Here is a 21,258-nt window from a genome sequence, read left to right as displayed (position 1 = left end):
TATCCGCCATGCCCGCCGATCACCCACCCTGCCGCCGTCACTCACGCCTCGGTGAGGAGGGCGATCGTCTCGGGGTGAGGGCCGTGGTTCGCCCACTCCAGCGGGGTCCGGCCGGTGCCGTGATCCTCCCGTGCGTTCGGGTCGGCGCCGTGCGCCAGCAGTTCGCGAACCGTGTCGGTGTGTCCCCAGCAGGCCGCCGCGCACAACGGCAGGCCTTCCGCGCCGATGCCGCTGCTTTCGGCGTCGGGGAGAGCGCCGGCCGACAGGAGCAGGCGGACGATCGCGGCTTCCCCGTTCACGGAGGCGGCGTAGAGCGGCGTGGTGCCCTCGCTGTCGGCTCGCCGGGAGTCGGCACCGGCACGCAGAACCGCCTTCGCCACACCGATGTCGCCCACCACGATCGCCCCGAAGAGCCGCCGGGAGAGCTTCTTCTGCTGCCGCTGTTTCATGGGCCGAGATTAGAGGGCGGCTACGTGGCCGAGCCGCCCATTTCCCCGAGGGGCCACCGGGTGATGATGGGCGCCATGGCTTTGACGACGGCGTTCACGAAGCTCTTCGGAGTGCAACACCCCATCGCCCTGGCGCCGATGGGCGGATCGGCCGGTGGTGCGCTGACCGCGGCCGTCTCCCGTGGGGGTGGGCTCGGTCTGCTGGGCAGCGCCAACGGTGAACGCGACTGGCTGGCGCGGGAGTTGGCCATCGTCACCGAGAGCACCACGAACCCGTGGGGAATCGGCTTCCTCGCCTGGCAGACAGATGTGGCCGCGGTGGAGCACGCCCTGGAACACCAACCCCAGGCGGTGATGCTGTCGTTCGGGGATCCGAGCCCGTTCGCCGAGCGAATTCGCCGCTCAGGTACGGCACTTGTCATCCAGGTAACCGATCTGGAGGAGGCCAGGCGGGCGGTGGATCTGGGCGCCGACGTCATCGTGGCCCAGGGTTCCGAGAGCGGTGGCCACGGCGCCCTGCACGGTCGGTCCACGCTGCCCTTCGTGCCGGTCGTCGTCGATCTGGCCGCTCCCGTACCCGTACTCGCCGCCGGTGGCATCGCCGACGGCCGTGGCCTGGCCGCCGCTCTCGCCCTGGGAGCCGCCGGCGCACTCATCGGCACCCGCTTCCAGGCGACCACCGAAGCCCTGGTCGCCCCTTCGACCAGCGAGGCCATCGTCCAGGGCCACGGCGCGGACACCGAGCGCAACAGGATCCTCGACATCGCCCGAGGCTCCAGCTGGCCGTCGAAGTACACCGCCCGCACGCTCGGCCACCCGTTCCTCGACCAGTGGCGCGGCCGGGAGACGGAGCTCGCCGACGATCCCCACGCCCGACACGCCTACCAAGTCGCCCTGTCCCAGGGCGAGATACCGCCCCTGCCCGTGTGGGCCGGTGAAGCCGTCGACCTGATCAACGACCTGCCGTCGGCCGCCGACCTCGTCAACTCGCTTGCCACCCAGGCCGAGGAGGCACTGGCCCGAGCCGGAAGGGAGACCTGACCCCGACTGACGTCACGTCAGAGCTGGCTTGCGGGCGAGGATCTGGATCCCCGTCGACTCATGGCCGTTCATCGTGGACACCGTCACGGTCCGGGTGTCGATACCTTCGAAGTCCGCGAGCAGGGCGGCGAGCCACTCACGGGAGTGGTGGCGGCACACGGCGCCGTCGCCCGTCTGGAACACGCCGTAACTGACGTCGCCCTGACCGCCGTTGAGGGTGGCGTAGCGGTCGTAGCGGCTGCGGTTGCGCTCGTCGTCCTGCATCAGGAGGTCGCTGACGTAGAGGACTCCGCCGGGCTTGAGGACGCGGTGCAGTTCGGCGATCAGCCGGCGTTGGGCTTCGTCGCCCGGGACGCACGTCAGTACGGCGAAGAGCAGAACCATGTCGAAGTCCGCGTCCGGGGAGGGCAGGGACGGAGGTGTGTCGAGGGTGGTGAAGTGCATGGCAGGGTGCAGGTGTTGGGCGCGCTCGATCATCGCCGGTGAGATGTCGGCCCCTGTCAGATTGCGGAAACCGCGCTGTTGGAGTTCGTCCATCGTGCGGCCGTATCCGCATCCGTAGTCGAGAATCGCGGCCTGTCCGCTGATCCCCTCGAGCCAGGGCAGATGGAGGGGGTGCGTGAAGGTCTTCGTGGCCGCGGCGGCATCCCAGTAGGGGATCTGGGTGTCGAGGTGGTCGGACACGGTGGATTCCTTTCCGCGGAACAGCAGAGGGCGGCCATCCTGCCCAGGCCTTCAACCGCAAGCCTAGGACGCCTCCTGGACGCAGGACCGTGCCTCAGGCGGTGTACCGGCCGAGGTCGCTGTCCGACCACTCCCTGCGCGGGTGACGCCGATTCCGGCGACGACCACGCAGGCGATGCCGGCGGCGGGTGCCGGGCCGGGGGGCTGGGCATGGGCCTGCTCGCCGAGAGTCTCGCGCGCATCGACTACGGTCCTGGTCGCCACGTAGACCGAACTGCCGGGCCAGGGCCCGCCGGCCCACCGATGTCCCGACATTGACGATCACTCCGCCGATCGCCTCCAGGAGAAGCTGCCGTGCAGCGCCCGCGCGGTGCGGATGATGCGCTCGGGCTCTCCTGCGAAGGTGATTGTCCGCGGCCAGTGGGCCCCGGCTAGAGTCGCCGGATGCGACGAAGGACAGGTGTGGCGGCAGCCGGCGTGGCGGTCCTGGCCTGGGGCGAGTGGCTGAACCGGCGCTGGTCCCGAACTCTCGTGGGAGACGACGAGGGTGATGCCGAGGCCGTGGTCGTGCTGGGATACCGGAACCCTCAGGCGACGGCGAACCTCATCAACCGTTGGCGCGTCCGCGCCGGACTTCGCTCCCGCACCGATGACAGCGCACACGACACCCGCGTGATCTTCAGCGGCGGTACGACCAGCGGTGGCGTCTCAGAAGCCCAACTGATGGCCGACTACGCCCGATCGGTGCTCCAGTTCGACGGCACAGTGCTCCTCGAGGAGGAGAGCCGGACGACGTGGGAGAACGTCACCTACGTGATCCCGCTGCTCGAGGACGTCGACCGCATCAAGTTCGCCTCCCAGCCCGCCCACGCCCTCAAGGCCCGCGCCTACTTGCGGCGACAGCGCCCCGATCTCGCGAAGAAGCTGGTCCGCGCGGACGACTACCGCCCCGGCGAATGGCTCCTCGTCAAACCGCTGCTGGCGCTGTACGGGCTCTGGACACTCCGCGGCCTGAACACCGACGAGCGAAGGTCCACGCCTGACTGACCATCAACTCTGGCTCTCCTGACCCGAGTTGGTCAGCAGCAACCCATCAGGCTTCTCCGGCCCCCAGCACGTACAGCCCCGGAAGATTCACCACGATCGCCTCCTGCGTGCTGCGGGCGATCACGACCACGGCCTCTTCCGCCGGGTCGGGGTTCTCCTCGCGGTGCGGGACGAACGGTGGCACGAAGATGTAGTCGCCGGGTGACGTGCGCAGGCGGATCTCCTCCGGCCGCGAACCCGCGTCGTCGAGGAAGACGAACTCGGGGTGCCCGCTGACCACGTAGATCGCGGTCTCGGATTCGCCGTGGTGGTGGTCGGAGGAGGCTGTCGAGGGGGCGACGTGCGTCTGGCCCATCCACAGTTTCTCGGAGCCGACCGTCTTCCCGCTCACCGCGGCGAACCTGCGCATGCCCCCGCTCTGCGCCGTGTCGCCGTCGAGGGCATCGGCGCGGACGTGGTGCAGACGGGTGCGCAGGGGGGCTGCCGGCTGCCCTGCGGCGTCGTGGAGATGGGGGTGGAAACCTTCGCCGGGGGTGGTCAGCGGCTCGCTCATGGTTGGCGACGCTAGAGCCGCCCCGAAAAGGATGTCAAGAGGTGTCCATTGTCCTTCACCTGCGGCAATGTTCCCGCAATGTACGAGGGACTGGACGGGCGATCCCGTGCGGGGAACCTGTGGAAGTCCTCGTGCCGGGCTCCGCGTCGGGCATTATGTGCGCATGCATATCTCCGCGAAGGCGGACTACGCCACGCGGGCCCTGTTGGAGCTCGCCTGCGAACCTGCCCGTCCGCTCACGTGCGAGGCGATCGCCTCCTCGCAGCAGATCCCGTTCCGGTTCCTGAAGTCCGTGGTGGGCGAGTTGCGCAGAGCCGGTCTGGTGCGCAGCCAGCGTGGCTGCGAGGGCGGCTACTGGCTCGGCCGGCCCGCCGACGAGATCACGCTCCTGGACGTGTCCCGCGCCGTCGACGGCGAGTTGATCACCCTGCGCGGCGAACCGCTGGCCGGGCTCGACTACCCGGGTCCCGCCTCCGGCCTGCCCGGGGTGTGGCGCCGTATCGAGGACGAGGCCGCCGCCGTGCTGGGTGGCACGACCCTCGCCACCCTGCTGCCCGCCGCCGCCGACGAACACGCGACGGCCGAGCAGTTGAGCCGCCGGGGAGCCGCATGACGATTCCCGCGGGTCAACTCCCGGTCGAAGTGGTCGAGTTCACCGACCCCCTGTGTCCCTGGGCCTGGGGATCCGAGCCCGTGTTCCGCCGGCTCCGGGCGGCCTTCGCGGGACAGGTCCGCTGGCGTCGCGCGTACTGCATCCTCTTCGACCACGACGACGACCCGGCGCCCGACCCCGCCGCGGAGACCGCCTGGTACGCGCGCTACGTCGAGGACATCACCGCCCACACCCACGCCCCACGGGCCGTCCGGCTGAGCCGGGTGGCCGCGAGTTCCTGGCCGGCCTCCCTGGTCGCCAAGGCGGCCGAAGCACAAGGCGCCGAGGTGGCCGATCGGGCGCTACGGCGGCTGCGGGAAAGCGTGTTCGTGCTCGGGGAGCCCGCGGACACGGCCGAGTCGGCGATCTCCGCGGTGTCGGGCGTACCCGGCCTCGATGTCGACCGGCTCGCGGCCGACGCGGCGTCGGACGAAGTACTGGAACGAGTCCGCGCCGATCACGCCGAGGCGCGTCGTCCGGTCGACGAGGTGCTGTCGGTGCACGGATGCGAGTCACCGCATCCCGGCGCCGCCAAGGAGACCCCGGACGGTCAACACCGTTACGCGCTACCGACGTTGCTCGTGCGCGGCGCTACCGGCCGCCGTGCCGTGCCCGGTTGGCGGCCGTACGAGGAGTACGTCTCGGCCGTCGTCGGACTCGGCCAGGAACTGGTGCCCGCTCGCACGGAGTTGCCCGCGAAGGAGGCGCTCGCGCGGTACCGGACCCTCACCGAGCCGGAGCGCGCCTCGCTGACCGACGGCCGCCCGTGGGTCCCCGGTGACGCCGTCCGCGTCGAGACCGGCAACGGGCCGCTGTGGCTGCACCCGGACGAGGCCGCGGTGCACCCCGCACTGACCCGCAGTCCCTGACAGGCCTCTGAGCAGCGGTCAGAGACCGTCCCGCCCAATGAGACACCAATTGGTGTCCATTGACAGTCTCCGGCGACCGGCCCCAGGATGTGCAGCATGCTCACGACGCACCCCGGTGTGGTGTGCCGCTACGTGGACCTGCGGCGCACCTGTAGCGCTCTCTGTCGCTGACCCGCCGCCCCCGGCCCACAGGCGCCTGACCTCGTTCCCGTAGGTACCGGCGCCCCACCGCCTCGCCGACCGGCGCCCGCCTTCTCGCGCCGCGCCGTTCCCCTCGCGCTTCGTCGCCCCTCCCTGCCTCCGTTTCCCGGCTCTCTCCCGTGATCCGCCGACGCCTCATGTCCGGGCGCGGTATGCCTCCGTGCGTCTCGAAGCCGCACCGGCATGTCCGTCGCTCAGCTCCGTGCGGTGTGCGGTTCCCGGGTGTGCCGCCCTCGCTTCCTTTCCGCTGCCCCGGCGCGGCCGGGAGCCCTCGAAGAAAGAAACAAAGATGTCCGGACGACTCACGCCTCGCAGCCGGCGGGCGGCTTTCCGACCCGGCAGACTGCGTGCCGCCGCCCTGGGTACCGCCCTCGCCTCCGTGCTCGTCCCCGCGCTCAGCGCCTGCGGCGGCGACGCCTCGACGGCCGGCGGCAACGCCACGCTGAAGTGGGCCTCCTCCTACTTCCCCACCCACTGGGACCCGGTGGTCAGCGGCAGCGGCGCCCAGTTCCGCGAACTCGCCCTGGTCTACGCCTCGTTGACCCGTACGGACGCGACCGGCAAGGCCGTGCCCGACCTGGCCAAGAGCTGGGAGTACAACGCGAAGGGCGACCAGATCACCTTCCACCTGCGTTCCGGCCTCAAGTTCAGCGACGGCACTCCGGTCGACGCGACCGCCGTGAAGGACGCCATCGTCCGGGCCCAGAAGCAGAAGAACTCCGCGCTCTTCGGCGACCTCACCTCGATCAAGTCGGTGGACGCCAACGGGCTGGACGCGGTGCTCCACCTCAGCCAGGTCGACTACCAGATCCCCCAACTCCTCGGCGAGCGTGTGCTCCAGATCGCGAGCCCGAAGGCGGCCAAGTCGCCCACCAAGCTGGACCAGAGCCCGGTCGGCGCGGGTCCGTTCATCGTCACGCAGCTCGTCCCGGGCACCAAGGTCCTGCTGAAGAAGAACCCGGACTACTGGGACGCCAAAGACATCCACATCGACAACGTGGAGCTGACTTCGGCCCCCGACGCGGCGACGGTCGTCTCCGGACTCCAGACCGGCGTCTACAACTTCGCCGACATCGCGCCGAGTCAGGCCGAGGCCGCGAAGAAGGCGGGCCTCGACGTCTTCGTCCAGCCCGGCTTCAACGCCAACAACCTCAGCCTCAACGTCAACAAGGCGCCGTTCAACAACGACAAGGTCGTCGACGCGGTCCGCTACGCGATCAACCGCCAGGAGTTCGTCGACAAGCTGACCTTCGGCTACGGCTCGGCGACCAACCAGCCCTTCCCCAAGGGCTATGTGGCCTACGACCCGCAGTCCGCGAACGACTACGCCTACGACCCGGCCAAGTCGAAGCAGCTGCTCTCCGAGGCCGGTTACAAAGCGGGCCAGATCAAGCTGAACCTCGTCATCCCGGCCGAGGATCCCCAAGCGGAGATCGTCCAGGCGCAGTTGGCGAAGGTCGGCATCACCGTGACCATCAAGGTCGACAAGAACTGGGCCACGCCGTTCTTCGCCAAGGATCTGACGTTCTCGCTGTACGGCACGACCGGGCGCGACTCGGCCGCGCAGACCCTGACCGCGCACTTCGGTCCGAACGGCCCGCTCAACCTCAGCTCGCCGTACGAGCCTTCGGGCTTCGAGGCGGCCATCGCCAAGGTCCGCCAGACCCCGCTGGACTCGCCCGACTACGCCAAGGTGCTCCAGGCGGCGACCCGGGCCGGTCTGCAGAGCAAGGCGCTGGTCTTCACCTATTCCTCGCCCAACCTCATCGCCAAGAGCAAGTCCATCTCGGCCCTGCCCAAGAACCCGGCCCACATCGACTGGACCGGCGTGACCATCTCCGGCAGCAACTGACACTCCGTCAACTTCCAGACAGAGCCACTAGAGATCTCTACAGAGAGGGGGCAAGCCATGACGACGACGGAGGCACCGGCCACATCGTCCGACGTCCGTCATCGGGGCGCCACGACCGGGGCGCGGCGTACGTTCGGCCGCGTCCTGGTCACCCTCGCCCGGTCGATCGCGATCTTCGTGCCCGTGTTCCTGGTCGCGACGTTCGTGACGTTCGCGCTGCGGTCGCTGAGCGGGCTCAGCCCGGCGCGGATCCAGCTGGGCGAGGAAGCAACTCCCGAAGCGGTAGCCAGAGTCGAGGCGCAGTGGGGTCTCAACCGGCCCTTCCTCGTGCAGTACGCGGACTGGCTGGGCGGTGTCCTGCACGGACAGCTCGGCACCAGTTGGACCAATGGCGCGGACATCTCCACCCTCATCGGCCTCGGCCTGGGTGTGAGTCTGTCGGTGGCGTTCTTCGCGCTGCTCATCGGCGTGGTCGCGGGCTTCGGTCTCGGCACGCTCGCCGCACTGCGCCGCACGACGTGGATCGACCGCGCGATCACGGGCTTCGTCACGGTGATCTCGGTGATGCCGGCCTTCGTCGTCGGCATCGTGCTGGTCGCGGTGTTCGCGGTGGGACTGCATGTGTTCCCTTCCGCCGGATACGTCCCGGCGGCGCAGGGCTTCGGTCCCTGGCTCGCCCATATCACCCTGCCCGCCGTCGCGTTGAGCTTCGACGTCGTCGCCGACGTGGCCCGCCAACTGCGCTCCAGCCTCATCGCCGCCTATCGCGAGAACTACGTGACGGGCGCGGTGGTACGGGGGCTGAGTCCACGGCGGATCTTCTTCGGGCATGTGCTGCGCAACGGGCTCGGCCCGGCGCTCGCCACGCTCGGTCTGAAGTTCCCCACCCTGGTCGGCGCCTCCGTCGTCACCGAGTGGATCTTCGGGCTCCAGGGCTTCGGCCGGTTCGCGAACGACTCCGCGCAGGCCGGTGACGTACCGGCCGTCCAGGGAGTCCTCGTGGTGTCGATCGTCCTGGTCGTCGTCTTCAACCTGATCGTCAACCTGGTGCTGGCACGCGTGACGCCGGCCTCGCAGCGGGGGGTGTGACCATGGTGCGCCGCGTGCTCTCCCTGACGTCCGGCCGGATCGCCCTGGTGATCCTGACCGTGATCGCCCTGCTCGCCCTCCTCGGCCCGGTCATCGCCCCGCACAACCCGCTGGCCACCAGTTCCGACACCCTCGCCGGCTCCTCGGGCGGCCACTGGCTGGGTACGGACTATCTCGGCCGCGATGTGCTGAGCCGGCTGCTCGACGGCTCCCGGGTCAGCGTCCTCGGCGCGCTCGAAGTCGCCCTCACGGCACTGGGTGTCGGCGCGATTCCCGGCATCCTGTCGGTCTACCTCGGCCGCGTCTTCGAGTGGATCACCCTGCGGCTGACCGACACACTGGTCGCGCTGCCCTTCCTGCTGTTCGCCGTCGCCGTCGTCGCACTGCTCGGCAACGGCATCACGCAGGCGATGCTGGTCACCGGGGTGCTGGTGTCCCCGCTGTTCTACCGGGTGGCCCGGGCCGCCACCCTGGCCGTGGCCCGCTCGCCGTACGTGGAGGCGGCGCTCATCTCCGGCGCCTCCATCGGGTGGGTCGTACGCCGGCACGTCTGGGTCAAGGTGCTGCCGCCGATCGCGGTCGCGCTCGCACAGACCATCGGTGTCGGCTTCGTCATCGTGTCGTCCCTGACCTTCCTGGGGATCGGCGTCCAGCCGCCCCAGCCCACCTGGGGCGGACTGCTCGCCTCGGACCTCGGCTATCTCACCCAGAAGCCGTGGGCGCCGCTGGTCCCCGCCCTGCTGATCATGGTCACCGTCTGGGCCTGCAATCTCCTCGCCGACGCGATCCGCGACGTCTCCGGCGAGGCGGGCCGCGCCCTCGTCAACAACCGCAAGGCACGCGCCCATCGCCTCGCCGGGACCGACTCCGACGCCGACCTCGCTCACGTTCACGCCGGAGGTGCGTGATGGCCAGTTCCTCCACAAGGTTCCTGACGGAACCCACGACCTCGGGTACCGCCGAACCCGTCCGCCCGCAGGCCGTTCCCTCGACACCCGTCCTGTCCGTACGCGACGTACGCATCAGCGACCGCGCCGCAGGCCAGGAGATCGTCCACGGAGTCAACTTCGCGCTGACGCCCGGCACTTCGGTCGGCATCGTCGGTGAGTCCGGCAGCGGCAAGACCCTCACCTGCCGGGCCACGCTCGGCATCCTGCCCGCCCACTTCGAGGTCACCGGCGGCTCGATCGAGATCGACGGCCAGGACATCTCCGGGCTCTCGTCGGCACAGTGGACGGCCCTGCGGGGCGCCACGATCAGCGCGGTCTTCCAGGACCCTGCGTCGTATCTCAACCCCTCGATCCGCGTGGGCGCGCAGATCGCCGAAGTCCTGCGCGTCAAGAAGGGCCTCAAGCGCCGCGACGCACGCCGTCAGACCATCGAACTGCTCCACGCGGTGCACCTGCGCGACCCGGAGCTGGTCTACGGCCAGTACACCTACGAGCTCTCCGGCGGCATGCTCCAACGGGTCCTGATCGCGGCCGCGATCGCCGCCGGCCCGCGGATCCTCATCGCCGACGAGGCCACCACCGCGCTCGACGTCACCGTCCAGGCCGAGATCCTCGACCTGCTGGCCGATCTGCGCGAACGCACCGGTCTTGCACTCGTCCTGGTCTCCCACGACCTGGCCGTCGTCGCCCAGCTCTGCGACGAGGTCCTCGTCATGCGCCAGGGCGAGGTGGTCGAACAGGGCCCGACGCACGAGGTGTTGCACAACCCGCGGCACGAGTACACGCGGCTGCTGATCGCCGAGCACGAGCAGTACGGCCTGGACAAGTTCCTCGTCGCAGAAGCCACAGAGGTCGCGGAGGACAACACATGAGCGGGGAACTTACCGGTCCCGTCCTTGAGGTCACCGACCTGGACGTGCACTACGGCCTGCGCCGACGCCGCCGTCAGGCCCTGAACCAGGTCTCCTTGAGCATCGCCCCCGGCGAGACCGTCGGAATCATCGGCGAGACCGGATCCGGCAAGTCGACGCTCGCGCGCGCCGCGCTCGGTCTGGTGCGCGCCTCGTCCGGATCGATCGTGATCGACGGCGAGGAGGTCAGCGCGTACGGCCATCGCCAGTGGCGCGCGCTGCGGCGCCGGGGCGTGATCCAGTACGTCTTCCAGGACCCGCTGCGCAGTCTCGACCCGGACGTGACGGTCGAAACGTCCCTGGCCGAACCGCTGTTGATCCAGGGCGTGTCCCGACAGGAGGCGGCGACGCGGGTGCGCGCGTTCCTCGGCCGGGTCCGGCTCTCCGAGGATCTGCTCGACCGGCTGCCCGGTGAGTTGTCCGGTGGTCAGCGTCAACGGGTGGCGGTGGCACGGGCGTTGGTGACCGAGCCGCGTCTCGTCATCCTCGACGAACCGGTGAGCGCGCTCGACTCCGCCAACCGCGTACAGATCCTGCAGATCCTCAAGGAACTCCGCACCGACGGCGTCGCCCTCGTCTTCATCTCCCACGACCTCGGATCCGTCGCCGGGGTCGCCGACCGTATCGCCGTGCTCTACCAGGGTGAGTTGGTCGAGGTCGGCGCCGCCGCCGACGTCATCAACCAGCCGCAGCACGTCTACACGCGCCTGCTCGTCCGCTCCGCACCGACCCTGCACAGCGCGGCGGCCGACCGCGCCGAACGCGAGGCCCTGCGCGCCCTGCTGCACGCCTGACACCCACGCCTGACACCCGCAGGTCTGACGCCCCCTCGACTTCCCTTCACAGAACAGGAACAGCCATGTCCCGCACGCTCCACCTCGCCCTCCACCCCTACGGCGTGGGCGGTCCCGGCCAGCACGGTCTGTGGAAGGACCCACGCGTCGCGAAGAACGCCAGCATCGACATCAACTACTACATCCGGCTGGCACAGGCGGCCGAACACGCCCTGTTCGACGCCCTGTTCATCGTCGACAGCCAGTTCATCAACTCCACCTACCCGGCGCACTATCTCAACCGCCTCGAACCGCTGACCCTGTTGTCGGCCGTCGCCACCCACACCAAGCACCTCGGCCTGGTGGGCACGGCGAGTTCGACGTACAACTCGCCCTTCAACCTCGCCCGCCGCTTCGCCTCGCTCGACCACATCAGCGGCGGCCGGGCCGGCTGGAACGTCGTCACCAGCTTCGACACCGGCACCGCGCGGAACTTCGGGCTCGACGAGCACCTCGACTACGCCACCCGCTACGGCCGTGCCCTGGAGTTCGTACAGGTCGCCCGGGGGCTGTGGGACTCCTACGAGGACGACGCGTTCCCGGCCGACGTGGAGCGGGGCGTCTTCCTCGACCCGACGAAGCTGCACGAACTCGACCACGCGGGCGAGCACTTCAAGATCGCGGGCCCGCTGAACCTCTCCCGCTCCCCGCAGGGCCAGCCGGTGATCTTCCAGGCCGGTGTGTCGGAGGAGGGCCGCGATCTCGCCGCGCAGGTCGCCGAGGGCATCTTCGCGCCCGGCGGCACCCTGGAGTCGTCGCGAGACTACTACGCCGACGTCAAGAAGCGCGCGGCCTCGTACGGCCGGGACCCCGAGCACATCAAGATCCTCATCCACGGCGGCCCGGTCGTCGCCGCCACCGACGAGGCGGCCCGCCGTCGCGAGCGGGAGATCTTCGAGGAGGACGACGACTTCAGCCGCAACCTGGCGCTGCTGGGGCGCTCCTTCGGGGCGTACGACTTCAGTGTGCACGACCTGGACGCGCCCTTCCCGGATGTCGCCCACCTCGCCGAGAAGGGCGGGCGCACGGGTGCCGCGCAACTCATCGAGCGGGCCCGGACCGAGAACCTGACCCTGCGTCAAGTGGCCGAAACCGTCAACCAGTTCCGTCAGTCGCCGTTCGTCGGTGACCCGCAGACGGTGGCCGACACCATCCAGCAGTGGTTCGAGGCCCGCGCTCTCGACGGCTTCAACCTCGCCTTCCGCACCGAGGACGAGCTGAACTACTTCGTCGACAGTGTCGTCCCGATCCTGCAGAAGCGCGGTCTGTTCCGCACCGAGTACACGTCCGACACCCTGCGCGGCAACCTCGGCCTGCCGATCCCGGCCAACCGCCACTCCCGCGAGCGCCAGCTCGTGAACGACTGAGGCCCGCGCGATGACCGAACTGTCGGTGACGGGGGGCCGCGACGTCCACACCGTCCGCTTCCCCGCCACCCCTCCCCCGGCGACCGTCGACGTCCTCGTCGTCGGCGCCGGCCCGGTGGGGTTGGCGGCGGCCGTCGAACTGACCTCGCGGGGCGTCGCGGTCGCCGTCGTCGACCGCGCCCCGGCCGCGACACTGGTCCGGGCCGGCGCTATGGGCCACACCCCACGGGTAGTTGAGCATCTGCGGCGCTGGGGACTGCTCCAGCGCGTCCGGGACGCGTGGACGTACCCGCCGGAATGGCACCGGGGAACCCGGCTGGTCACCTCCCTCGCCGGACACGAACTGGTGCCGGTGCCCGCCCCCTCGTTCACCGACAGGAGCAGCGCCGCCGGCCACTCCGCCGACGAAGCGCTGCGCCGCCCGCAGACCGTGTTCCAGCGGGTGTTCCTCGACCACCTGACGGAACAGGGCGTGAGCGTGTCCGGCGGCTGGGAGTTGACCGATCTGCGCGAGGACGCGAACAGCGTCGACGCGAAGGTGGTGGACGTCAACTCCGGCCGCTCGCACACCATTCGGGCCGCCTACGTCCTCGGCACGGACGGAGGCAGCAGCACCGCCCGCCGCCTGGCCGGCATCGACCGTACCGGCGAGCACGCCACGGAGAAGCGGCTGCGCCTCATCGTCCGAACCGGCGACATCGCGGACCGGGTGGGCCCCGCTCCGAGTGCGACGAACATCGTCGTCAACGACCACGCGTCCGGCTTCCTGGCCGCCGTCAGCGCACGCGAGTGGCGGGTGTACGCCGGACCGTACCCGCTCGAACACGAGCCCACCGAGGGCGAGTTGCTGGACATCGGGCGGGCGGCGTTCGGTCTGGACATCGATCTGGAGCTGGTGTCCGCGACGACCTTCTACCACGCCACCCGGATCGCGGAGACGTTCCGTCGCGGCCGGATCCTGCTCGCCGGTGACGCCGCCCATGTGCGCACGCCCGGCGGCAACTTGGGCGAGGGCATCGGAGACGTGGTCAACCTGGGCTGGAAGGTGGCGGCGGTGCTCGACGGGCACGCCCCGCCGAGTCTGCTCGACTCCTACGACCAGGAGCGCCGCCCGCACAACTGGCGTGTCGCCGAGCACGCGTTGGAGCGGGCGCAGCGCTCGCAGGCCACGCTGGGCGAGATCCGGGCCGGCGGGATTCCCGACGACACGGACCTCGGGGAGGACGCCGTACGACGGCGCGCGGAGATAGGTGCTCGCCTGCGCCGGGACCGCTTGGGCAGCGACGGGGTCGCCTTCGACGAGCGCTACGACGCCTCGTCGGTCGTCTGGTACGAACCCGGCCAGCTCGACACCGAGCGGCCCTGGCGCGCCGACGTCTACGAGGACGACCCGCGACCGGGCCACCGAGCGCCGGACGGTCCCGTCGACCCGAGCGGCGGCACCCTCTACGACCGCCTCGGCACCTCCTTCGGCCTGCTCGCCCTCACCGAGGACCGCACCGTCGAGCGGGCCTTCGCCGCCGAAGTCGCCGCGCGTGGGCTGCCGTTCACGGTCGTCCACCTCACGGACCCGGCTGCGCGGGCCGTCTACGGCACGACCAACGTCCTGATCCGCCCGGACCAGCACGTCGTCTGGCGCGGTACCCGACTGCCTGACGCGGGCGCCGCCGCCGTACTCGACCAGGTGCTGGGACAGGTCGCGTCGACGGCGGCACGCACGTCCACCCCGGTCTCCACCGCAGCCTGACACCGAAAGGCCATCACCCCATGACGAGCGAGAGACCACGCTTCCGGCTCGGTTTCCTCACCCACGTCCAGGGCCGCGACGACGACATCGCCCGCACCTACCGCAACGCGCAGGAACTCTTCGTCGTGGCCGACGAGTTGGGCTTCGACGTCGGCTGGGTCGCCCAGCACCATGTCGCCCTCGGGGGCGGTGGACTGTCCTCTCCGTGGACCTTCCTCGCCCACGCGGCGGCCCGTACGACCCGCATCCGGCTCGGCACCGCGATCACCGTCCTTCCGCTGGAGGACCCGGTCCGGCTCGCCGAGGACATCGCCACCGTCGACACGCTCAGCGGGGGCCGCGTGGAGTTCGGCGCGGGCAGCGGATCGAGCGAGGTGGAGTACGCGGCGTTCGGCAAGGACGTGGCCCGCAGGCGCGAACTGACCAGCGAGAACCTCGACATCGTGCGCCGGGCCCTCGACCACCGCGAGGTGGGCGCGGCCGGCTTCCGCATCCAGCCCCGGCCCGGCGACTTCAACGACCGGGTCTGGCAAGGGGTGTTCAGCGGGCAGGGCGCGGAGTTCGCGGCGCGGAGCGGTTCGAATCTGCTGCTCAACCGGGCGGCCTACGGCTTCGACGAGCCCACGGACGAGGTGCAACGCCCTTGGGCCGACGCCTACTTGGCCGCCTGGGACCGGCCGCATCCGCCACGCATCGGGCTCTCCCGTTTCGTGTTCCCGGCCAAGGACCGGCGCACCGCGCTCGCGTCGATCGGTGACGACGTCCACCGGGCCGCGCTGCGCATGGCGGAGCACGGCGCGTTCCCCAAGGGCCTCGACCAGGAAGAGGCGTTGCGCCGCTTCCACTCCTTCTACGGCCATCCGGACGAGATCGTCTCGGCGCTGGGGCAGGAGAAGGTGCTGCCCGTCGCGACGGATCTGATCACCCAGTTCAACCCGGCGGTCCCCGACCACGACGCCGCCGTCCGCGCCCTCGAACTCATCGCCACCGAAGTGGCACCCGCGTTGGGCTGGAAGCCCGCGCGGGCGGCCGAACCCGCATCCGTAGGAGTGTGAAATGACCCAGTACAGCGACTACTTCGGCCCCGAGGGCCTGCTCGTCCGCGGCACGATCCTGATCGTCCCCGGCCGTGGTGAGACCCGGGCGACCTACACCCGCTTCGGCAGGCGGCTCGCCGCCGACGCCTACCGGGTCCGCGTGGTCGACGCCCCCGACCTCGACACCGAGGATCTCACCGCCCTCGCGGCCCGCCTCACCGAAGCCGCCGAGGACACGGCCGCAGAGAACGGTGTCGTACGGCCCCTCGTGCTCGTCGGAGCCGACTCGGGCGCCGCCGCCGTAGCCGCGCTGCTCGGCCGGGAAACGGGAGTCCGGCCCGATGCCGTGATTCTCGCGGGTCTGCCCGGCCGCGCTCCGGGTACGACCGCCACCGCCGGCACCTGGGACGAGGAACTCGACGTCCGCACCTCCTGCCCCGCCCACCGGGGCAACCTCACGCAGGACCCCGAGGTGCGGCGCGGCTCGCTCGACGACGCGATCCCGGAGGCGGTGCTCGCCGCCGCCTACGAGGGCGAGGCCGACGTGCCCGTCCTGTTCCTCGTCGGTGACGCCGACCCGCTCGCGGACCACGAGGCGCTCGCGCACACCGCCAAGTCCCTTTCCCGGGCCCGGCTTTCGGCCGTGCACGGCGCTCACCACGACGTACTGAACGACCTCCAGCACCGCTCGGTGGCCGCCGAGGTGGTCACCTTCCTGGAGACCCTGCGCAACGAACTCCGGCCGCTGATCACGGTGCGGTCGAGCGCCTGGTGAGTGTCCCTCCGCCCGCTCGGCACACCGTCTGAACCCCGACCTCGGAAGGTCCCGTCATGGCCTCGATCCTGTCCGTCTCCGGCAGCCCCTCTCCCACCTCCCGCACCACCCGGCTCCTGCGCCACCTGGACGACCGGCTCCGCCGCCAGGGTCATGACGTGACTCCGCTGGAGGTGCGCACCCTGCCCGCGCAGGCGCTGCTGGGCGCCGACTTCGGGCATCCGGCGATCGTCGCCGCCACGGCCCTGTTCGAGCAGGCGGACGGAGTGGTGATCGGCACACCGGTCTACAAGGCCGCCTACTCGGGCCTGTTGAAGTCGCTGCTCGATCTGCTGCCGCAGTACGCGCTGACCGGCAAGACGGTGCTGCCGCTGGCCACGGGTGGCAGTACGGCCCATGTGCTGGCGATCGACTACGCGTTGCGTCCGGTACTGAGTTCCATGGGGCCCTCGCACATCGTGCCGGGCTGGTTCACGCTCGACAAGGACATCACGGTCGGCGAGGACGGCACCCTGACCGTGGCGCCCGCGGCCGCCTCGGCGCTGGAGCAGGTCACGGATCACTTCTCCAGCGCGCTGGGCGGCCGTACGGCGGTGCTCGCGTCCACGGGGTGAACAACGGCACCTGGGGTCGGCGTGGTTGTGGCAGTCGTGTTTCAACTGCTCACGTCACGCTGGTTCTCCGGCACCGGCTGTGGTTCTCTCACTGCATGACCGTGCTCGTGACCCGCCGCCACGTCGACTACGTGCGTGTCACCAGCACGGGGTGTCCCGCCCTGAGCTGACGCTCCGCTCCGGCATCCGATTCCCCTCCTCACGAGCGCGCCGCGCCGGTATTCGTCGTGCCTTCTCTCAGGGCAGCGGCCCCGCGAGCGCCTCGTCTCACGCACCCGCACGCCCGCACAAGGGAGAACCATGAGCCAGCCCATCGACTCCGTCACCGGGGGTCACACACCCGAGGACGCGCCCGCAGGTCCGGACACCTCGGCCTGGTCGTTCGAGACCAAGCAGATCCACGCCGGTGCCGTACCGGACCCGACGACCGGGGCGCGGGCGACGCCGATCTACCAGACCAGCTCGTTCGTCTTCCGTGACACCCAGCACGCGGCCGACCTGTTCGCGCTTACCGAGCCCGGCAACATCTACACCCGGATCCACAACCCCACCCAGGACGTCTTCGAGCAGCGCGTCGCCGCCCTCGAAGGCGGGGTCGCCGCCGTCGCCCTCGCCTCCGGGCAGGCCGCGGAGACCCTCGCGATCCTCACCCTGGCGTCCGCGGGCGACCACCTGGTCTCCAGCACGTCCCTGTACGGCGGCACGTACAACCTGTTCCGGCACACGCTCCCGAAGTTCGGCATCGAGGTGTCCTTCGTCGACGACCCCGACGACCTGGACGCCTGGCGGGCGGCGATCCGGCCGAACACGAAGGCCCTGTTCGCCGAGACGCTCGGCAACCCGCGCGGCAACGTCCTCGACGTACGAGGCGTGGCGGACGTCGCGCACGAGGCGGGCGTCCCACTGATCGTCGACAACACGGTGCCGACGCCGTATCTGCTGCGGCCGATCGAGCACGGCGCCGACATCGTCGTCCACTCGGCGACGAAGTTCCTCGGCGGGCACGGCACCACCATCGGCGGTGTCGTGGTCGACGGCGGCACCTTCGACTTCGGCGCGCACGCCGGGCGCTTCCCCGACTTCAGCGAGCCCGACCCCAGCTACCACGGCCTGCGGTACTGGCCGGCGCTGGGCCCGGGCGCCTTCGCCATCAAGCTGCGTGTGCAGCTGCTGCGCGACCTCGGCCCGGCGATCTCGCCGCACTCCGCGTTCCTGCTCCTCCAGGGCGTGGAGACGCTGAGCCTGCGCATCGAGCGCCACTCGTCCAACGCCCAGGCCCTCGCGGAGTGGCTGGAGCAGCGTGACGAGGTGGCCGCCGTCCACTACCCGGGACTTGAGTCCAACAGGTGGTACGAGGCGGGGCGGCGCTACCTTCCGCGTGGTGCCGGAGCGGTGCTGGCTTTCGAACTGCGGGACGGGGTCGAGGCCGGGAAGCGTTTCGTGGACGCGGTCGAGCTGTTCAGCCATCTCGCCAACATCGGGGACGTACGCAGCCTCATCATCCACCCCGCGTCGACGACCCACAGTCAGCTGGACGAGGCCCAGTTGGCGGCGACCGGCACCTCTCCGGGTCTGGTGCGGCTGTCCGTCGGCATCGAGAACCTCGCCGATCTGAAGGCCGACCTGGAGGCCGGGTTCCGCGCGGCCAAGGGCGCGTCCTGAACACCGTACCGACTCCGTCAGCGGTCCCCCTTCCGCCGGCCTCCGGGGCCTGGCGGGAGGGGGACCCGCCCGGGCACCGCCAGTGGCACGCCCGGGAGAAGCCCCTCGCCCTGGAGGCGGGCGGTGAACTGCCCGGCGTACGGCTGGCGTTCGAGACCTGGGGACGACTCGCACCGGACCGCTCGAACGCCGTACTCGTACTCCACGCACTCACCGGCGACAGCCATGTCGCCGGCCCGGCCGGGCCCGGTCACCCCGCCCCCGGCTGGTGGGACGCGTTGATCGGACCGGGACGGGCCCTGGACACGGACCGCTGGTTCGTCGTCGCACCGAACGTGCTCGGCGGCTGCCAGGGCAGCACGGGTCCGTCGTCGCTCCGCCCGGACGGACGGCGTTGGGGCGGGAGCTTCCCCTTCCTGACACAGCGCGACCAGGTTGCCGTAGAGGCGGGCCTGGCGGACGAACTGGGCGTCGGGCGTTGGGCGTTGGTGCTCGGCGGGTCCATGGGCGGGATGCGGGCGCTGGAGTGGGCCGTGACGTATCCGGAGCGTACGGACGCGCTCCTGCTGCTGGCCACCACCGCCTCGGCGAGCGCGGAGCAGATCGCGTGGACCAACATCCAGCTCCACGCGATCCGTTCGGACCCGCACTGGCAGGGCGGCGACTATCACGACACGGGCCGGGGCCCCCGTTCCGGACTCGGCCTCGCCCGCCGCCTCGCCCATGTCACCTACCGCAGCGAGCCGGAGTTGGCGGCCCGCTTCGGCCGTGCGCCGCAGGGTGCGGAGGATCCGTGGAACGGCGGCCGGTATCAGGTCGAGTCGTATCTCGACCATCACGCGGCCAAGTTGGTACGGCGGTTCGACGCGGGCAGCTATGTCACTCTCTCCGAGGCCATGAACAGCCACGACATCGGCCGCGACCGCGGTGACACGCGCACGGCTCTGCGCCGGGTGACCGCGCGGACGCTCGTCGCCGGAGTCGACTCCGACCGGCTCTATCCCCCGTCCCAGCAAGCGGAGTTGGCGGCCGGCATCCCGGGCGCGGACCGACTCCGTGTCGTCGAGTCGCCGTACGGCCACGACGGATTCCTGATCGAGACGGAACAGGTCGCGGCGCTTGTCCGCGAACTCGTCGGCTAGCGGCACGATCGGTTCGGCCTCGGCGGCGATGGCTGTCAGCCCGGGACGACGATCCCGCTCTTCCGGCGGCCCTGCGGGACGGCTCCGGCCAGGAACTTGCCGCTCAAGTCCACCGCACAGACGAGGCAACCGGCGCCGCCCACTGAGGACTTGAGAGGTGTACGAACGACCTTGCGGTGCGGGTGAGTCGGCGCTACCGCTCCTGCGGGCTGCGGCCGTCGTGCTGCCGGTCGTCTCGGGGACTCTTCACGGTCAGGTAGTCGGGTCGCGGCGAACGGGGTGCGACGGCCGCACGGCGCAGCCTCGCCAACACCAGCGCGGCGGCGAGGAGTGCGGCGCAGACGCAGGAGGCCAGTGCGTACGCGGTTCTCGGGCCGTTGTCGCCGGCCGAGCCGGACGCGGAGTGCAGATAGACCGCCGATACGGCGCTGAGGCAGACGGCCGCCGCGATGCGCTGGGCCATCTGGAGGATGCCGCCGCCCACTCCGGCGGCCTCGGCAGGGGCGTGTTGCAGGACCTGTGTCTGGTTGGGCGAGACGGCGAGGCCGCCTGCCGCACCGGACAGCAGCTGGGTCGCGGCCAGGACGACCGGTAGTGCGGCGGACGGGACGAAGAGCGCGGCCACCGCTGAGGCCAGGGCGGCGCAGACCCCCAGCGTCAGGCCGACGCTCACCGTGCGCAGGCCGATCCGTCGCACCAGGCGCCAGGCGAACGCCGAGGAGACGCCCATCGCGATCGCCGAGGGGAGTGAGATCGCCGCAGTGAGCAGTGCCGACAGTCCGAGCCCGTCCTGGAGGAAGACGGTGAGCACGAGGGACGCGGCGATCGAGGACCCGAACTGGGCCATGGCGACGGCCGTGCCCACCATGTACGGCCTGGACGACGCGAGCGCCGGATGGACCAGCGGCACCCGGCCCCGTCGTACCCGTATCCGCTGATGCGCGATGAAGGCGCAGGCCAGGGCGCACACCCCGGCCGCCCACAGGAGTGCCGCTCCCCCGCTGTCCGGGGTGCGGATGAACGGCACCATCAGCGTCAGCGTGCAGGCGCAGGCCAGGCCGAGGCCGAGGATGTCCAGCCGGGAGTCGCGGGCGGTGCGCCGGGGCGGCGGCAGCCAGCGGGCCGCGAGGGACAGGGTCACGACCGCGCACGGTGTGCTCAGCAGGAGGCAGTAGCGCCAGCCGGTACCGGGGCCGAGTCCGGCGACGAGGGCGCCGCCGAGGGGCGGTCCGAGTGCGGTGGCCACGCCTGCCGTCACCGCGTACATCCCCAGCGCCCGGCCCCGGTCGAGCCCGTGGAAGACGTCCTGAATGGTGCCGATCACCTGGGAGTTGACGATTCCCGCGGCGGCTCCCTGCACGAGCCGGGCGCCGATCACGGTCCCCGGTCCTCCACCGGTCGCGGCCACCACCCCGGCCAGAAGGAAGACGGCCATGCCGGCGAGGAAGAGCCTTTTGCGTCCGTGCAGATCGCCGAGGCTGCCCCCGGGTACGAGGGCCAGTCCGAAGGCCAGCGAGTAACCGGCCACGATCCACTGGACGTCCGCCGCGCCGGCCCCGAGCGAGTGCCGCATGCTCGGGACGGCGATGTTCAGAACTGCCTGGTCCAGCAAGGTGGTTGCCCCTGCGGCCAGGCACACCAGCAGGACGCGGCGGGCGGCAACGTTCTCTCCCGGGAGCATTGAGTCGTGCCGGGTGGTGCTCATCGAGCGCTCTCCCCACAGCGTCCGGGCGGGGGCCGAGGAAATAGAGGATGGAGTACCGGTGGGCGCCCAACTGTGGGC

General features: G+C 70.7%; 20 protein-coding genes. 16 read left to right on the top strand and 4 right to left on the bottom strand.

Annotated elements, in window-relative coordinates:
* Positions 1 to 41: 41 nt before the first annotated feature.
* On the bottom strand, positions 42 to 449 hold the full coding sequence (locus JHN45_RS05870; RefSeq protein ID WP_201048281.1) for an ankyrin repeat domain-containing protein: 408 nt from the start codon (positions 447 to 449) through the stop codon (positions 42 to 44).
* A 75-nt stretch (positions 450 to 524) separates the two neighbouring features.
* Between JHN45_RS05870 and JHN45_RS05865 the strand changes: the two genes are divergently transcribed.
* On the top strand, positions 525 to 1,490 hold the full coding sequence (locus JHN45_RS05865; RefSeq protein ID WP_201048280.1) for a nitronate monooxygenase family protein: 966 nt from the start codon (positions 525 to 527) through the stop codon (positions 1,488 to 1,490).
* A 12-nt stretch (positions 1,491 to 1,502) separates the two neighbouring features.
* Here JHN45_RS05865 and JHN45_RS05860 read toward each other — a convergent pair whose 3' ends face one another.
* Positions 1,503 to 2,174 (bottom strand): class I SAM-dependent methyltransferase, encoded by a 672-nt coding sequence (locus JHN45_RS05860; protein WP_307783041.1) that lies wholly within the window; start codon positions 2,172 to 2,174, stop codon positions 1,503 to 1,505.
* Positions 2,175 to 2,618: 444 nt separating this feature from the next.
* Between JHN45_RS05860 and JHN45_RS05855 the strand changes: the two genes are divergently transcribed.
* Positions 2,619 to 3,221 carry a YdcF family protein gene (locus JHN45_RS05855; RefSeq protein WP_201048279.1) on the top strand — a complete coding sequence of 201 codons (603 nt, stop codon included), beginning with the start codon at positions 2,619 to 2,621 and terminating at the stop codon, positions 3,219 to 3,221.
* Between the two features lie 46 nt (positions 3,222 to 3,267).
* Here the strand turns inward: JHN45_RS05855 and JHN45_RS05850 are convergent, their stop codons facing one another.
* A complete protein-coding gene (locus tag JHN45_RS05850; RefSeq protein WP_201048278.1) occupies positions 3,268 to 3,774 on the bottom strand; it encodes a cupin domain-containing protein in 507 nt (168 codons plus the stop codon).
* A 163-nt stretch (positions 3,775 to 3,937) separates the two neighbouring features.
* Here JHN45_RS05850 and JHN45_RS05845 point away from each other — a divergent pair, with 163 nt between their 5' ends.
* The 14 genes from JHN45_RS05845 to JHN45_RS05780 all read left to right on the top strand — a co-directional run bounded on the left by JHN45_RS05845 (position 3,938) and on the right by JHN45_RS05780 (position 19,475).
* Positions 3,938 to 4,387: an Rrf2 family transcriptional regulator gene (locus JHN45_RS05845; protein WP_201048277.1), complete on the top strand. Its 450-nt coding sequence runs from the start codon at positions 3,938 to 3,940 to the stop codon at positions 4,385 to 4,387.
* Positions 4,384 to 5,295: a DsbA family protein gene (locus JHN45_RS05840; protein WP_201048276.1), complete on the top strand. Its 912-nt coding sequence runs from the start codon at positions 4,384 to 4,386 to the stop codon at positions 5,293 to 5,295. Before JHN45_RS05845 ends, JHN45_RS05840 begins: the two co-directional genes overlap by 4 nt.
* A 490-nt stretch (positions 5,296 to 5,785) precedes the next feature.
* Entirely contained in the window at positions 5,786 to 7,348 is a 1,563-nt protein-coding gene (locus JHN45_RS05835) for an ABC transporter substrate-binding protein (RefSeq protein WP_201048275.1), read from the top strand.
* Positions 7,349 to 7,405: 57 nt separating this feature from the next.
* The gene (locus JHN45_RS05830) at positions 7,406 to 8,437 is read left to right on the top strand and encodes an ABC transporter permease (protein ID WP_200712065.1); all 1,032 of its coding nucleotides are present in this window, start codon (positions 7,406 to 7,408) and stop codon (positions 8,435 to 8,437) included.
* 2 nt (positions 8,438 to 8,439) lie between these two features.
* Complete coding sequence (locus JHN45_RS05825; RefSeq protein ID WP_201048274.1) at positions 8,440 to 9,345, top strand: ABC transporter permease; 906 nt, start codon at positions 8,440 to 8,442, stop codon at positions 9,343 to 9,345.
* Positions 9,345 to 10,259, top strand: coding sequence for an ABC transporter ATP-binding protein (locus tag JHN45_RS05820; protein WP_201048273.1), 915 nt, complete (start codon positions 9,345 to 9,347; stop codon positions 10,257 to 10,259). The genes JHN45_RS05825 and JHN45_RS05820 overlap by 1 nt, the downstream gene beginning before the upstream one ends.
* Positions 10,256 to 11,092: an ABC transporter ATP-binding protein gene (locus JHN45_RS05815; RefSeq protein WP_201048272.1), complete on the top strand. Its 837-nt coding sequence runs from the start codon at positions 10,256 to 10,258 to the stop codon at positions 11,090 to 11,092. The genes JHN45_RS05820 and JHN45_RS05815 overlap by 4 nt, the downstream gene beginning before the upstream one ends.
* Before the next feature lie 65 nt (positions 11,093 to 11,157).
* Complete coding sequence (locus tag JHN45_RS05810) at positions 11,158 to 12,498, top strand: LLM class flavin-dependent oxidoreductase (RefSeq protein WP_200712069.1); 1,341 nt, start codon at positions 11,158 to 11,160, stop codon at positions 12,496 to 12,498.
* Between the two features lie 10 nt (positions 12,499 to 12,508).
* Entirely contained in the window at positions 12,509 to 14,245 is a 1,737-nt protein-coding gene (locus tag JHN45_RS05805) for an FAD-dependent monooxygenase (protein ID WP_201048271.1), read from the top strand.
* 20 nt (positions 14,246 to 14,265) lie between these two features.
* Entirely contained in the window at positions 14,266 to 15,300 is a 1,035-nt protein-coding gene (locus JHN45_RS05800; RefSeq protein ID WP_201048270.1) for an LLM class flavin-dependent oxidoreductase, read from the top strand.
* Between the two features lies 1 nt (position 15,301).
* The gene (locus tag JHN45_RS05795) at positions 15,302 to 16,057 is read left to right on the top strand and encodes an alpha/beta hydrolase (RefSeq protein ID WP_201048269.1); all 756 of its coding nucleotides are present in this window, start codon (positions 15,302 to 15,304) and stop codon (positions 16,055 to 16,057) included.
* Positions 16,058 to 16,113: 56 nt separating this feature from the next.
* A complete protein-coding gene (gene ssuE / locus JHN45_RS05790; RefSeq protein ID WP_201048268.1) occupies positions 16,114 to 16,671 on the top strand; it encodes an NADPH-dependent FMN reductase in 558 nt (185 codons plus the stop codon).
* 300 nt (positions 16,672 to 16,971) lie between these two features.
* Positions 16,972 to 18,333, top strand: coding sequence for a bifunctional o-acetylhomoserine/o-acetylserine sulfhydrylase (locus tag JHN45_RS05785; RefSeq protein ID WP_201048267.1), 1,362 nt, complete (start codon positions 16,972 to 16,974; stop codon positions 18,331 to 18,333).
* Complete coding sequence (locus JHN45_RS05780; RefSeq protein ID WP_201048295.1) at positions 18,330 to 19,475, top strand: homoserine O-acetyltransferase; 1,146 nt, start codon at positions 18,330 to 18,332, stop codon at positions 19,473 to 19,475. Before JHN45_RS05785 ends, JHN45_RS05780 begins: the two co-directional genes overlap by 4 nt.
* A gap of 193 nt (positions 19,476 to 19,668) precedes the next feature.
* Here the strand turns inward: JHN45_RS05780 and JHN45_RS05775 are convergent, their stop codons facing one another.
* Positions 19,669 to 21,180, bottom strand: coding sequence for an MFS transporter (locus JHN45_RS05775; protein ID WP_236583387.1), 1,512 nt, complete (start codon positions 21,178 to 21,180; stop codon positions 19,669 to 19,671).
* Positions 21,181 to 21,258: the final 78 nt, after the last annotated feature.

The sequence above is a fragment of the Streptomyces sp. MBT53 genome, from assembly GCF_016654115.1.
Lineage (GTDB): Bacteria > Actinomycetota > Actinomycetes > Streptomycetales > Streptomycetaceae > Streptomyces.
The sequence above is the reverse complement of the archived record's forward strand: the minus strand, read 5'-3'. Positions and strand labels throughout refer to the sequence as shown.